Source organism: Bacillus sp. EU52, assembly GCF_037964975.1.
Taxonomy (GTDB): domain Bacteria; phylum Bacillota; class Bacilli; order Bacillales; family Bacillaceae; genus Bacillus; species Bacillus subtilis.
This window is the reverse complement of record NZ_CP150177.1, coordinates 3,429,690-3,442,103: the sequence shown is the minus strand read 5'-3', so window position 1 is coordinate 3,442,103 and position 12,414 is coordinate 3,429,690. Positions and strand designations below refer to the sequence as shown.

The 12,414-nt window shown below is 47.0% G+C and carries 15 protein-coding genes; 13 read left to right on the top strand and 2 right to left on the bottom strand.

Annotated elements, in window-relative coordinates; all coding sequences use genetic code 11:
- Positions 1–74: 74 nt before the first annotated feature.
- From hprK to hprF, 5 genes are read left to right on the top strand one after another with little or no spacing between them, the layout of a single operon-like run.
- A complete protein-coding gene (hprK, locus tag NSU05_RS17680) occupies positions 75–1,007 on the top strand; it encodes an HPr(Ser) kinase/phosphatase (RefSeq protein WP_003228097.1) in 933 nt (310 codons plus the stop codon).
- Positions 1,008–1,020: 13 nt separating this feature from the next.
- Positions 1,021–1,830 carry a prolipoprotein diacylglyceryl transferase gene (gene lgt / locus NSU05_RS17675; RefSeq protein ID WP_021480693.1) on the top strand — a complete coding sequence of 270 codons (810 nt, stop codon included), beginning with the start codon at positions 1,021–1,023 and terminating at the stop codon, positions 1,828–1,830.
- Between the two features lie 23 nt (positions 1,831–1,853).
- Positions 1,854–2,792, top strand: a complete 939-nt coding sequence (locus tag NSU05_RS17670) for a nucleoside recognition domain-containing protein (RefSeq protein ID WP_017695286.1) — start codon at positions 1,854–1,856, stop codon at positions 2,790–2,792.
- Positions 2,789–3,439 carry a pyrophosphatase PpaX gene (gene ppaX / locus NSU05_RS17665; protein ID WP_017695285.1) on the top strand — a complete coding sequence of 217 codons (651 nt, stop codon included), beginning with the start codon at positions 2,789–2,791 and terminating at the stop codon, positions 3,437–3,439. Before NSU05_RS17670 ends, ppaX begins: the two co-directional genes overlap by 4 nt.
- A gap of 3 nt (positions 3,440–3,442) precedes the next feature.
- The gene (hprF, locus tag NSU05_RS17660) at positions 3,443–3,961 is read left to right on the top strand and encodes a heptaprenylglyceryl phosphate O-acetyltransferase (protein ID WP_003228107.1); all 519 of its coding nucleotides are present in this window, start codon (positions 3,443–3,445) and stop codon (positions 3,959–3,961) included.
- Positions 3,962–3,980: 19 nt separating this feature from the next.
- On the opposite strand, the gene pelC is transcribed toward hprF, so the two are convergent.
- Both pelC and NSU05_RS17650 read right to left on the bottom strand, forming a co-directional pair.
- Positions 3,981–4,646, bottom strand: coding sequence for a pectate/pectin lyase PelC (gene pelC, locus NSU05_RS17655; RefSeq protein WP_015251135.1), 666 nt, complete (start codon positions 4,644–4,646; stop codon positions 3,981–3,983).
- Positions 4,647–4,885: 239 nt separating this feature from the next.
- Positions 4,886–5,638, bottom strand: a complete 753-nt coding sequence (locus NSU05_RS17650; protein WP_015251136.1) for a C39 family peptidase — start codon at positions 5,636–5,638, stop codon at positions 4,886–4,888.
- Between the two features lie 250 nt (positions 5,639–5,888).
- Here NSU05_RS17650 and NSU05_RS17645 point away from each other — a divergent pair, with 250 nt between their 5' ends.
- From NSU05_RS17645 to hisIE, 8 genes are read left to right on the top strand one after another with little or no spacing between them, the layout of a single operon-like run.
- Complete coding sequence (locus NSU05_RS17645; RefSeq protein ID WP_014481016.1) at positions 5,889–7,064, top strand: ATP phosphoribosyltransferase regulatory subunit; 1,176 nt, start codon at positions 5,889–5,891, stop codon at positions 7,062–7,064.
- On the top strand, positions 7,057–7,698 hold the full coding sequence (hisG, locus tag NSU05_RS17640; protein WP_015251138.1) for an ATP phosphoribosyltransferase: 642 nt from the start codon (positions 7,057–7,059) through the stop codon (positions 7,696–7,698). The genes NSU05_RS17645 and hisG overlap by 8 nt, the downstream gene beginning before the upstream one ends.
- Positions 7,695–8,978, top strand: coding sequence for a histidinol dehydrogenase (gene hisD / locus NSU05_RS17635; protein ID WP_038429719.1), 1,284 nt, complete (start codon positions 7,695–7,697; stop codon positions 8,976–8,978). The genes hisG and hisD overlap by 4 nt, the downstream gene beginning before the upstream one ends.
- Positions 8,975–9,559: an imidazoleglycerol-phosphate dehydratase HisB gene (gene hisB, locus NSU05_RS17630; protein WP_015714780.1), complete on the top strand. Its 585-nt coding sequence runs from the start codon at positions 8,975–8,977 to the stop codon at positions 9,557–9,559. The genes hisD and hisB overlap by 4 nt, the downstream gene beginning before the upstream one ends.
- Positions 9,560–10,198, top strand: coding sequence for an imidazole glycerol phosphate synthase subunit HisH (gene hisH, locus NSU05_RS17625; RefSeq protein ID WP_038429718.1), 639 nt, complete (start codon positions 9,560–9,562; stop codon positions 10,196–10,198).
- Positions 10,195–10,932, top strand: a complete 738-nt coding sequence (gene hisA, locus NSU05_RS17620) for a 1-(5-phosphoribosyl)-5-[(5-phosphoribosylamino)methylideneamino]imidazole-4-carboxamide isomerase (RefSeq protein WP_017695280.1) — start codon at positions 10,195–10,197, stop codon at positions 10,930–10,932. The genes hisH and hisA overlap by 4 nt, the downstream gene beginning before the upstream one ends.
- Entirely contained in the window at positions 10,929–11,687 is a 759-nt protein-coding gene (hisF, locus tag NSU05_RS17615) for an imidazole glycerol phosphate synthase subunit HisF (protein WP_015251142.1), read from the top strand. Before hisA ends, hisF begins: the two co-directional genes overlap by 4 nt.
- On the top strand, positions 11,684–12,313 hold the full coding sequence (gene hisIE / locus NSU05_RS17610) for a bifunctional phosphoribosyl-AMP cyclohydrolase/phosphoribosyl-ATP diphosphatase HisIE (protein ID WP_015251143.1): 630 nt from the start codon (positions 11,684–11,686) through the stop codon (positions 12,311–12,313). The genes hisF and hisIE overlap by 4 nt, the downstream gene beginning before the upstream one ends.
- The last annotated feature ends 101 nt before the right edge of the window (positions 12,314–12,414 follow it).

Below are 12,414 nucleotides of genomic sequence, written 5' to 3'. Positions count from 1 at the left end.
GTTCAAGCCTGAAAGTGATAAAATGAAAGTATTGTGAGCAAGCTCGGGGCAGCCCGGAACAGGAGGAACATATCGTGGCAAAGGTTCGCACAAAAGACGTAATGGAACAGTTCAATTTGGAATTAATCAGCGGAGAAGAAGGAATTAACCGCCCGATTACAATGAGTGACCTATCAAGACCAGGCATTGAAATTGCCGGATATTTTACATATTACCCGAGAGAGCGCGTGCAGCTTCTCGGAAAAACAGAGCTTTCTTTCTTTGAACAGCTTCCTGAAGAGGAGAAAAAACAGCGAATGGATTCTCTGTGCACTGATGTAACACCAGCTATTATTCTTTCTAGAGATATGCCCATCCCGCAGGAGCTGATTGACGCCTCCGAGAAAAATGGGGTGCCTGTCCTCAGATCGCCGCTGAAAACGACAAGACTGTCAAGCCGTTTAACCAACTTCCTTGAGAGCAGGCTGGCGCCTACCACAGCAATTCATGGCGTCCTTGTCGATATATATGGTGTCGGCGTGCTGATCACAGGAAAGAGCGGCGTCGGAAAAAGCGAAACAGCGCTGGAGCTTGTGAAAAGAGGGCATCGCCTTGTTGCCGATGATTGCGTTGAAATTCGGCAGGAGGATCAGGATACCCTTGTCGGAAACGCTCCGGAATTAATTGAGCATCTCCTTGAAATCAGGGGGCTTGGCATTATCAACGTGATGACGCTGTTTGGCGCCGGCGCGGTCAGAAGCAATAAACGAATCACGATTGTCATGAACCTTGAACTTTGGGAGCAGGGCAAGCAATACGACCGGCTCGGACTTGAGGAAGAGACCATGAAAATCATTGATACAGAAATTACAAAACTGACGATTCCCGTCCGCCCAGGCCGAAATCTTGCAGTCATCATCGAAGTGGCAGCAATGAACTTCAGATTGAAGCGGATGGGGCTGAATGCCGCTGAACAATTTACCAACAAGCTGGCGGACGTCATTGAAGACGGTGAACAAGAAGAATAGGAGTTGGCGTTAAATGAATGAAGCGATAGAACCACTCAATCCGATAGCATTTCAGCTGGGGCCGTTAGCTGTCCATTGGTACGGAATCATTATCGGTCTCGGCGCTTTGCTCGGGCTGTGGATTGCGATGAGGGAAAGTGAAAAACGGGGGCTGCAGAAAGATACGTTTATTGATCTTGTCCTGTTTGCCATTCCGATTGCGATTATTTGCGCGCGAATTTATTACGTTGCCTTTGAATGGGATTATTATGCGGCACATCCGGGAGAAATCATTAAGATTTGGAAGGGCGGCATTGCCATTCATGGCGGATTAATCGGCGCCATTTTAACGGGTTATGTGTTTTCGAGAGTGAAAAAACTTTCGTTCTGGAAGCTTGCGGACATTGCCGCGCCCAGCATTTTGCTCGGCCAGGCGATCGGGCGCTGGGGGAACTTCATGAATCAGGAAGCGCACGGCGAGGCTGTCAGCAGAGCCTTTTTAGAAAACCTGCACCTGCCTGAATTTATCATCAATCAAATGTATATCAATGGGCAATATTATCATCCTACTTTTTTATATGAATCACTATGGAGCTTTGTCGGCGTCATTGTTTTACTGCTGCTGCGCAGAGCGAATTTGCGTAGAGGCGAGATGTTCTTGATCTATATCATTTGGTATTCAATCGGAAGATACTTTATTGAAGGAATGCGGACTGACAGCTTAATGCTGACTGATTCACTTCGCATCGCTCAGGTGATTTCAATCGTATTAATTGTTTTGGCTGTGGCAGCCATCATCTTCAGACGCGTCAAGGGATACTCGAAGGAGCGGTACGCGGAGTAGACGTTAACAAAGGGGGATGAGGGATGAAGAAGATCTTTCTGGCCGGTCTTGCAGCAGGTTTTCAAACAACATGGACGCTGGGTAAAGTGATTTTCCCGGTAACGCTATTGGTCACTTTGCTTCAGCATACCCCTGTCATGGATTGGCTTGTACGGCTGATTACACCGGTAATGGGTCTCTTCGGGCTTTCTGGTGAAGCGGCCATTCCGCTTGTACTGGGAAATATGCTGAATCTGTATGCGGGAATTGCCGGGATTTTAACATTGGATTTATCTGTGAAAGAAGTCTTTATTTTAGCTGTTATGCTTTCTTTCTGTCATAACTTGATTATCGAATCGACAGTTGCCGCAAAGGTTGGTATCAGAATTGGCGTCATATTGGCCGTGCGCATCGGTTTGGCCGCTGTGTCAGCCATCGTCATCAACCTCATTTGGCATGGCGGAAAGGAAACGGCGCAGTACGGTTTTATCGCTGCGAAGAGCGCGGCGCCAGACAGCTGGCTAGGAATGTTGGCAGAAGCATTAACGAAAGCCGGACTTGGTGTTTTGCAGCTGGCGGCAATTGTCATCCCGCTGATGATTATCATCCAGTTTTTAAGAGATTTAGGCTGGCTGCATCGGTTTTCCAGGTGGCTGTCGCCGTTTACGCAGCTGCTTGGCATGAATAAAAATACGTCTATGACGATGGTGGCGGGACTGACGATTGGTCTGGCCTACGGAGCGGGTGTCATGATCAAAGCTGTCGAGGATGACGGCGTGAGCAAGCGGGATATGACATTGGCATTTATATTTCTCGTTGCCTGCCACGCGGTCGTGGAAGATACACTTGTCTTTATTCCGCTTGGCATACCCGTCTGGCCGCTTCTTTTGATTCGTGTCACCACAGCAGTTCTGCTGACAATGGCTATTGCGCACACGTGGAAAAAATGGAAACCCTCAGCGGTTGGAAAGGAAGCAATATGAGTGACAAACAAGTAACGACGATTCTGTTTGATTTAGACGGAACGCTTATTAATACGAATGAATTAATTATCGCGTCCTTTTTGCATACACTGGAGCATTATTATCCGAGCAAGTATAAACGAGAAGATGTCCTTGCATTTATCGGGCCGTCTCTTTTTGATACGTTCTCTTCGATGGACCCTGATAAATGCGAGGATATGATCGCTATGTACAGAGCGTACAATCATGACATGCATGATTCACTCGTCACTGAATATGAAACGGTATATGAGACCCTGGATGCATTAAAAAAAGCCGGCTTTACATTAGGAATTGTGACAACAAAATTAAGAGATACTGTCAATATGGGCCTCAAGCTCACGGGAATCGGCGAATTCTTTGAAACAGTTGTCACCCTTGATGATGTGACGAATGCAAAGCCTGATCCCGAGCCTGTGCTGTTAGCGCTGAAACAGTTAGGAAGCAAGCCCGAGGAAGCCATTATGGTCGGAGATAATTACCACGATGTGCTGGCAGGCAAAAACGCCGGTACAAAAACGGCAGGAGTCGCATGGACGATTAAAGGGCCGGAAATGCTGGCGAAGCATGAGCCGGATTTTATGCTTGAGAAAATGAGTGATCTATTACAAATCGTTGGAGTGAAGTAATCTGTGAGAAAAACAGATCGTCATCCGGTCTCGGGGGCCAACTCACTGTGGCATGTCTATCAAACGGTACCTTTTTTAAAGGTCGTCAAAAATTTCATTGTCATTCAAATTGCGAGATATACGCCGTTTATAGGGATGAAAAACTGGCTGTACCGTACATTTCTACGGATGAAGGTTGGAAATCAGACATCCTTTGCCCTCATGGTGATGCCAGATATCATGTTTCCGGAAAAGATCTCAGTCGGAACAAATACAATCATCGGGTACAATACGACCATTCTGGCCCATGAGTATTTGATTCACGAATACCGGATCGGCACAGTTCTGATCGGAGACGAAGTGATGATTGGTGCCAACACGACCATTCTGCCCGGGGTGAAAATAGGAGATGGCGCAGTTGTGTCCGCCGGAACACTTGTCCATAAAGACGTGCCTGCCGGCGCATTTGTCGGCGGAAATCCGATGAGGATCATCTATACGAAGGAAGAAATGCAAGAAAGATTGAAAAAGTCCGCTGAATAACATCAGCGGACTTTTTTGGTTAAAATTGAGTGTTGTTGTTTTCGTAAATATGCTGAACACCAATCCATTTTTGACCGACATTAGAGTAGCGTGTATTTGTCATTCTGACCGTGCTTGTTTTGCTGTCCGTCCGGAATATCGCTTCCTTCATGTTTGTGATGGTGCACTTATCGATGATCACATCAACGTGGAAGGTTGAACCGCCAAGCTGTCTTATGAACTTTCCGCCATTGTCTGCCGTGAAGTTTTTCACTGTGAATGTACTGGCTTTATTGATTTGGAATATCTTATCTGACGCTTTTTGTGCAGAACCGCCGTCGATCGTCACTTTTCCTTCCTTCTTCACCGTTAACGCATCCTCACCAACATCTTCCCATTTCACATTCTGAATGTTAACGTTTCCATAAGTGTGTACGCCATCAGCGGCAGGGGCGCCAAGCACCACATTTTTCAGGGTTGCACCATCCTCCACACGAAAAACAGGGTCTTGGTTTTCTGACTGGCTTCCGTCGCCTAATTCTTTCCCTGCCACAAACCGCTGTCCTTTCCCGTCATATGTTGTATTTTTTGGTACGATAATTGTTTCGTGCACCACTTTGTCTGCTGCAAAAGCGGTTGATGACTGAAACTGGCTGAACCCCATAACCAAACCGAACATAAATAGGATAGACACGAATTTTTTCAATGATAAATCCTCCCCGGATATCTTTCATTTTTTGCAAGAGAAGCGTCAGCGACTTGCACCGGCTTCTCTCGCATAGATCGGGGCAAGGCTGAATCTGCTTTAATCATAAAAACAGATAGCCTGAAAGTAAAGATAATTCTGGATGATAAATGGAAAATGAATCAATCTTACCGATTGAAACAAAAAGCATGAATATTGTCGTATTTGCTCAGGATAGAGCATAGTGAGGCTTCAGGTGTTTACTTTTGAATAACCACGGCCTGGCTGCCCATTTGTTTCCACGCTTTTTCAAAGCTTGTTCTATCGGTTTTTCTGTTTTTATAGCCATACGGATCATTGAGATACACATATTTATCATCATATCCCGTAACGGCGACGCTGTGTTCGCTGTACGTAATCTCTATCGTTCCGTTTGGCGTTTTCCATGTCTGCATGTTGTCAACTGGCGTAAAGTTGGCTGTCGTAATAACCCAAACTGGATTGCCTTTTTCAAGCTGTTCATAAACAGCAGAAATGCTTTTTCCAGTCAGGTCAAACACTTTGTCTCCCGCATAGGTTTTCGCCAGCTGATAGATCGGTCGATGGTAGACACCGAGACCAGGGCCATTCGCCATATCCCCGACAAATCCGTCATTCGGATCACCCTTTAATCCGCTGCTGTATGTCAAAGGCACTGTGGCAACCTGATTTGCCAGGGTGTTTTTTGTCACGTCGTATCCCGCGTAATTCAGCACCATTGCAAGGCTTGTTACTTCACAGCCGTTATAGAGCCGGGGTGCGTCCATTTGATTGTAAAGGATGACATCCAGCGGTTTTGCGCTTCCCTTCAGCTCCTTTTTGCTATTCGCAGCTGAGTCTGTATCGCTATCAGAAACCACTTTTTTAAGGCTGTTCAAAAAAGGAATATCTATATCTTTTGCATCTATTTTAAGTCCGAAAAAAATAACGCCTGAAAGAATCATCAGGACACATAGAGTTCGCAGTGTTTTCATCTTTATCTCCTTGTTCTCTATTTGATTTGTATTATAGCATGCCAAACATAAAGAATTTGAGATATTACGTACCTTTAATACATTATTCATGATTTTTTCATAATGAGGAGAAGGATATTTGAACTAAAAATATCCTTACTGAAGTTAAGCGTTGATTTTCATTCTTTCATCTGCTAACATATTATCATATTAGCGAACTAAAGGATTCGGAATTTTCCTTCATAAGATAACAGCGGAGGTGCTCGGGTTGATGTTTATGTTTGAAAAACCGCACGGCATGAGAGATACACTGCCCGGTTTATACGAAACGAAAAAAAAGGTGAGACGATCGTTAACCGATTTGATTGATAAATGGGGATATCAATTTATGGAAACGCCGACACTGGAGTTTTACGATACGGTTGGCGTCCAGTCAGCAATTGAAGAGCAACAGCTGTTTAAGCTACTTGATCAGGACGGCAAGACATTGGTGCTTCGCCCGGATATGACGGGGCCGATTGCAAGGGTGGCGGCATCGAAGCTTCTGAAACACGGTCATCCGCTAAGAGTCGGCTATGCGGCAAATGTATTCAGGGCTCAGGAGCGTGAAGGCGGACGTCCGGCTGAGTTTGAGCAGGTCGGAGTGGAGTTAATCGGTGACGGCACGACGAGTGCGGATGCGGAGGTCATTGCTTTAGTCGTCGGGGCATTGAAAAACGCTGGGCTGGCATCCTTTAAAATTGCCATTGGCCATGCTGGCATTGCGGATGCTTTGTTTGTTGAGGTGCTCGGGAACGTTGAACGAGCTGATGTGCTGCGGAGGTTCTTATATGAAAAGAACTACGTCGGCTACAGAGAGCATGTCAAGTCTCTCCCGCTTTCCTCCATTGATAAAAGCAGGCTGCTTGAGCTCCTTGAACTGCGGGGCGGTATAGAAGTATGCGGACGTGCCGAGGAAATCGTCGATTCTGCGCAAGGAAAAAGCGTGGTTGATGAGCTGAAGGCGCTGTGGGACATTCTTGAGGATTACGGATGTACGGAAAATGTCCGCCTGGATCTGAATATGGTCAGCCACATGAGCTATTACACAGGGATTTTATTTGAAGTGTACGCCGAGAATGTCGGTTTTGTCATTGGAAGCGGCGGCCGTTACAACAAGCTGCTGGGCCATTTTGATTCACCTGCACCGGCAACAGGCTTCGGGCTTCGGATCGACCGGCTGATTGAAGCCCTTCATATGAAAGAAGAACCTTGTGATATAGACGCTGTTATTTTCAGCAAAGAGCAGCGGGCGCAAGCCATCGCTTATGCGAATGAAGAACGCATGAAAGGGAACAAAGTGGTTCTTCAAGATTTATCGGGAATAGAAAATATCGACCAGATGACAAAATCTTTTGCAAACGTCACTTATTTTATCGGTGCCAGAAAGGAAGAGCAAAATGGGTAAGTTACTCACAATGGCGATGCCAAAGGGCCGGATATTTGAAGAAGCGGCAGGGCTGCTGAGGCAGGCAGGCTACAGGCTCCCTGAGGAGTTTGAAGATTCGAGAAAATTGATCATCGATGTGCCGGAGGAAAATCTTCGTTTCATATTAGCGAAGCCGATGGACGTAACTACGTATGTGGAGCATGGCGTGGCAGACGTCGGAATTGCGGGCAAGGATGTCATGCTGGAGGAGGAACGCGACGTGTATGAGGTACTGGATTTAAAAATCAGCAAATGCCACTTAGCTGTCGCCGGACTTCCGAATACAGACTGGAGCGGAGTAGCGCCAAGAATCGCGACAAAGTATCCGAATGTGGCTTCCAGTTATTTCAGAGAGCAGGGAGAACAAGTCGAGATTATTAAGCTCAACGGTTCAATTGAACTGGCTCCGCTCATTGGGCTTGCAGATCGGATAGTGGACATTGTTTCCACAGGACAGACGCTGAAAGAAAATGGGCTTGTTGAAACGGAGCACATTTGTGACATTACCTCTCGCTTTATTGTCAACCCGGTAAGCTATCGCATGAAAGACGATGTGATTGACGAAATGGCATCCCGCCTATCTCTCGTTGTGGAAGGAGAGACGGCAAAATGAAGATCAAAACCATCAGCGGAGCGGAACGGCTTTCTCTCAAGCGTTCCATCGATGCCGGAACGGAAGAGCAAAGAAAGACGGTCCGGTCCATTATAGAAGATGTTAAAGCAAACGGTGATCAGGCGGTTCGCAGCTACACGGCGAAATTTGACGGCATCGAAATAGACAGTCCGCTGGTCACAAAAGAAGAATTTGAGGAGGCATACACCTCACTGGATTCACGTCTTCTTCAGGTGATTAGGCAGGCAATCGAAAATATTAGGGAATATCACGAAAGACAGCTGCAATCCTCCTGGTTTTATCACAGAAAGGACGGCACAATGCTGGGGCAGAAAGTGACGGCGCTGGATTCCGCCGGTGTATATGTGCCGGGGGGAACGGCCGAATATCCTTCATCTGTTTTGATGAATGTGATTCCGGCGCTCGTAGCGGGCGTTGAAAGAATCGTTCTCGTCACGCCTCCGGGAAAAGACGGTCTGCTGTCTCCTGGAGTTTTGGTTGCAGCAGCCGAGCTGGGCATAAAAGATGTTTACAAAATGGGCGGCGCTCAGGCGATTGCGGCGTTAGCATACGGAACAGAAACCATTGAACCGGTGGATAAAATCACGGGTCCGGGCAACATTTATGTCGCGCTTGCCAAACGAGAAGTGTTCGGCGATGTCGATATCGATATGATTGCCGGACCTAGTGAAATCGTCGTGCTGGCTGATGAAACAGCGATTCCGAGCGAAATTGCAGCCGATCTGCTGTCACAGGCGGAACACGATAAGCTCAGCTCATGTGTGTTTGTCACAGATTCCATGGCGCTGGCCGAGGCGGTTTCAGCCGAGGTGAGTAAGCAGCTGAAAACCTTGCCGCGAAGAGAAATAGCGGAAACTTCAGTGAGAGATTACGGTTGTATATATGTGGCGGAAACAATGGTGGAAGCGATTAATACTGTCAATACACTCGCGCCAGAGCATTTAGAAATCATAACACAGTCTCCGGAAGCTTTGCTTGGCAGTATCAAACATGCGGGTGCAATTTTCTTAGGCAGATACAGCCCTGAGCCTGTCGGTGATTATTTTGCTGGACCGAACCATGTGCTTCCGACAAACGGAACAGCCAGATTTTCAAGTCCATTAAACGTAACTGATTTTCAAAAGAAATCGAGCATTATTTCTTACAGTCAATCAGCCTTTGAAGAACATGCCGAAAGCATCGCGGCTTTTGCCAGACTGGAAGGGTTAGAAGCCCATGCCAGATCAATTGAAGCGAGAGAACGGAGGATTTCTAAATGAGAAAAGCGGAACGCGTCAGGAAAACAAACGAAACAGATATTGAGCTGGCATTTACAATAGACGGCGGGGGACAAGCGGATATCAAAACAGATGTGCCGTTTATGACACATATGTTGGATTTATTCACGAAACACGGCCAATTCGATCTTTCCATTAACGCAAAAGGTGATGTTGATATAGATGATCACCACACGACTGAAGATATCGGCATCTGCTTAGGGCAGGCGCTGCTCAAAGCGTTGGGCGATAAAAAAGGAATCAAACGCTACGGATCGGCGTTTGTGCCGATGGATGAGGCACTTGCTCAAGTTGTGATTGATTTAAGCAACCGGCCGCACTTAGAAATGCGCGCTGATTTCCCGGCTGCTAAAGTCGGAACTTTCGATACGGAGCTTGTACATGAATTTTTGTGGAAGCTGGCGCTCGAAGCTCGAATGAACCTGCACGTCATCGTTCATTATGGCACAAACACCCACCACATGATTGAAGCCGTTTTTAAAGCACTGGGACGTGCGCTTGATGAAGCGACAACGATCGATCCGCGAGTTAAAGGAATACCGTCAACGAAAGGGATGCTGTAAATGATCGGCGTGATAGATTACGGAATGGGGAATTTATACAGTGTCTCAAAGGCGCTTGAACGTGTCGGCGTGTCGTATTTTGTTTCTGAAAAGCCGGAGGAGCTGAAAGAAGCTGATGCCTTCATTTTGCCGGGAGTTGGTTCATTTGGAGACGCGATGGACAATTTGCGCTACACGAAGCTTGATCAATTGATTCACGATATGGTCTCAGAGGGAAGACTGCTTCTAGGGATCTGCCTCGGCATGCAGCTTTTATTTGAAGAAAGCGAAGAAAACGGCACCGCTTCAGGACTCGGGCTGTTAAAAGGAAAAGCAGTCAGGCTGAAAGCAGAAGATGAAAAAGGAAACAAGCTGAAGGTTCCGCATATGGGCTGGAATCGTCTTTCTTTTCATAATGAATCTCCGCTGCTGACTAAAACAGAACAAGGCTACGCTTACTTCGTTCATTCCTATTACATTGACGGGATGGAGGAGAACGCGCTTCTGGCAAGCGCCGATTATGGTGTACGAGTGCCTGCTGTAGTCGGAAAAAGAAACGTCTTCGGCGCCCAATTTCATCCGGAAAAAAGCAGCACGGTCGGAATGTCTATTTTAACTCAATTTACGAAAATGGCAGCAGAACAGAAGGTGAAAAAATGAGTGCTTTTACATTATATCCGGCAATTGATATGAGAAACGGCAAATGTGTCCGCCTTGTTCAAGGGGATTACAATAAGGAAACGATATATGGCGATTCACCGTACGACATGGCTGAGTTATTTGCGAAAGAGGGTGCCGAATGGATCCATCTCGTTGATCTCGACGGGGCCAAAGAAGGGAAAAGAGTGAATGACCGCCATGTGATTGAGATTACGCAAAAGCTGAACCTGAAAGTCGAAATCGGTGGCGGGATCCGTTCCGAAAATGACGTCTATGAATATTTATCAGCAGGAGTCGATCGGGTGATCCTGGGAAGCTCAGCAGTTTCTAACCCTCCGTTTGTCAAAAAAATGCTGAAACAATATGGCGAGAAAATTGCAATCGGACTGGATGCGAGAAACGGTTTTGTTTCAACAGAGGGATGGCTGGAAACATCAACCCTTAAGGCAACTGAACTGGGCAAAGAGCTAGCCAATGAAGGTGCGGAAGTCTTTATTTTTACTGACATCGCGACAGACGGAATGCTGTCAGGCCCCAATGTTAAAAGCACGGTCGAGCTTGCTAAGGAAACGGGGAAATCGGTGATCGCTTCCGGCGGAGTCAGCTCCGTCGCGGATCTCGAAGCTCTCGCCCGCTATGAGGCGGACGGCGTCTCTGGAGCGATCATCGGAAAAGCGCTGTATACCAATCAGTTTACGCTGTGTGAGGCGCTTGAAAGGGTGAAGCGCAAATGATCACAAAACGGATTATTCCATGCCTTGATGTCAAAGAAGGACGCGTTGTCAAAGGAATTCAATTTCTCGAATTGAAGGATGCAGGTGACCCAGTTGAACTCGCTGAAGTGTACGACCGGGAAGGTGCGGATGAACTTGTTTTCCTTGATATCTCCGCCTCGCACGAAGGACGAAAGACGATGGTTGACGTTGTGGAGCAGGTTGCCGCGAAGCTTGCCATTCCGTTTACAGTCGGCGGCGGCATCAATCAGCTCAGCGATATGAAAACGATACTGCGTGCCGGAGCGGACAAAGTGTCGGTGAACACGGCAGCTGTTCTCCGCCCTGAGCTGATTACAGAAGGAGCCGAGTTTTTCGGTTCTCAATGCATCGTTCTTGCCATTGATGCCAAGTATGACAAAGAATCTGACACATATAATGTCTACACGCACGGCGGCAGAAAGAAAACAGATTGGGAGGTTACCGCGTGGGCAAAAGAGGGCGTCAAACGCGGGGCAGGAGAAATATTGCTGACAAGCATGGACTCCGACGGTGAGAAAAAAGGCTTCGACCACACGCTGACAAAGCTTGTTTCCGAAGCTGTCCCCGTCCCTGTTATCGCTTCGGGAGGCGCGGGAAACGCACAGCATATGCTTGAGGCTTTTACAAAAGGAGAAGCCGATGCCGCGCTGGCCGCCTCAATTTTTCATTATAAAGAAACATCGATTAAAGAAGTGAAATCATACTTGAAAGAGTACGGGGTGAATGTGAGATGAAACAGGCAGATGAACTGCGTTTTAACGAGGACGGATTAATTCCTGCTATCGTGCAGGATGCGGCAAGCAAAGAAGTGCTGACACTTGCGTATATGAACAAGGAATCGTACGAAAAAACGCTGGAAACGAAGGAAACATGGTTTTACAGCCGCTCACGCCAAGCGCTATGGCATAAAGGAGAAACCTCAGGGAACACGCAAGCCGTCAAAGGTATCCGGTATGACTGCGATCAAGACGCGCTGCTCGTACTCGTAGAACCGTCAGGCCCGGCATGCCACACTGGCAGCTACAGCTGTTTTACAAAGGAACAAACAGAAGAACAGGCCGCGGACCGATTCGGCATCATGAACGAACTGGAGCGGGTGATCGCGGAACGCCAAGCGGAAATGCCTGAAGGAGCTTACACCACGTACCTCTTCCGTGAAGGCGTCGATAAGATTTTGAAAAAAGTAGGAGAAGAAGCATCCGAAGTCATCATCGCCGCGAAAAACCGGGATCATGAGGAACTCAAATGGGAAGCGGCAGACCTGCTGTATCACCTGCTTGTCCTGCTCAGAGAACAATCCCTGCCGCTGGATGATGTGCTTGACGTATTGAAAAAACGCCATTCTGAGAAAGAAGAGTAAAGAGCCGTATGATACGGCTCTTTTTGTTTTGTGAAAAAAGTAATAGGTATTTAGATTTATATTAGGTGTTATATATGAATAGTTAATAAAAGGAGATCAAA

Excerpts from the sequence above, each read along its gene's own strand:
- lgt (WP_021480693.1), top strand. The coding sequence starts at position 1,021 with ATGAATGAAGCGATAGAACCACTCAATCCGATAGCATTTCAGCTGGGG.
- ppaX (WP_017695285.1), top strand. The coding sequence starts at position 2,789 with ATGAGTGACAAACAAGTAACGACGATTCTGTTTGATTTAGACGGAACG.
- NSU05_RS17645 (WP_014481016.1), top strand. The coding sequence starts at position 5,889 with ATGTTTATGTTTGAAAAACCGCACGGCATGAGAGATACACTGCCCGGT.
- NSU05_RS17650 (WP_015251136.1), bottom strand. The coding sequence starts at position 5,638 with ATGAAAACACTGCGAACTCTATGTGTCCTGATGATTCTTTCAGGCGTT.
- hisF (WP_015251142.1), top strand. The coding sequence starts at position 10,929 with ATGATCACAAAACGGATTATTCCATGCCTTGATGTCAAAGAAGGACGC.
- hisIE (WP_015251143.1), top strand. The coding sequence starts at position 11,684 with ATGAAACAGGCAGATGAACTGCGTTTTAACGAGGACGGATTAATTCCT.
- hisH (WP_038429718.1), top strand. The coding sequence starts at position 9,560 with ATGATCGGCGTGATAGATTACGGAATGGGGAATTTATACAGTGTCTCA.
- hisD (WP_038429719.1), top strand. The coding sequence starts at position 7,695 with ATGAAGATCAAAACCATCAGCGGAGCGGAACGGCTTTCTCTCAAGCGT.
- hisA (WP_017695280.1), top strand. The coding sequence starts at position 10,195 with ATGAGTGCTTTTACATTATATCCGGCAATTGATATGAGAAACGGCAAA.
- hisG (WP_015251138.1), top strand. The coding sequence starts at position 7,057 with ATGGGTAAGTTACTCACAATGGCGATGCCAAAGGGCCGGATATTTGAA.
- NSU05_RS17670 (WP_017695286.1), top strand. The coding sequence starts at position 1,854 with ATGAAGAAGATCTTTCTGGCCGGTCTTGCAGCAGGTTTTCAAACAACA.
- hisB (WP_015714780.1), top strand. The coding sequence starts at position 8,975 with ATGAGAAAAGCGGAACGCGTCAGGAAAACAAACGAAACAGATATTGAG.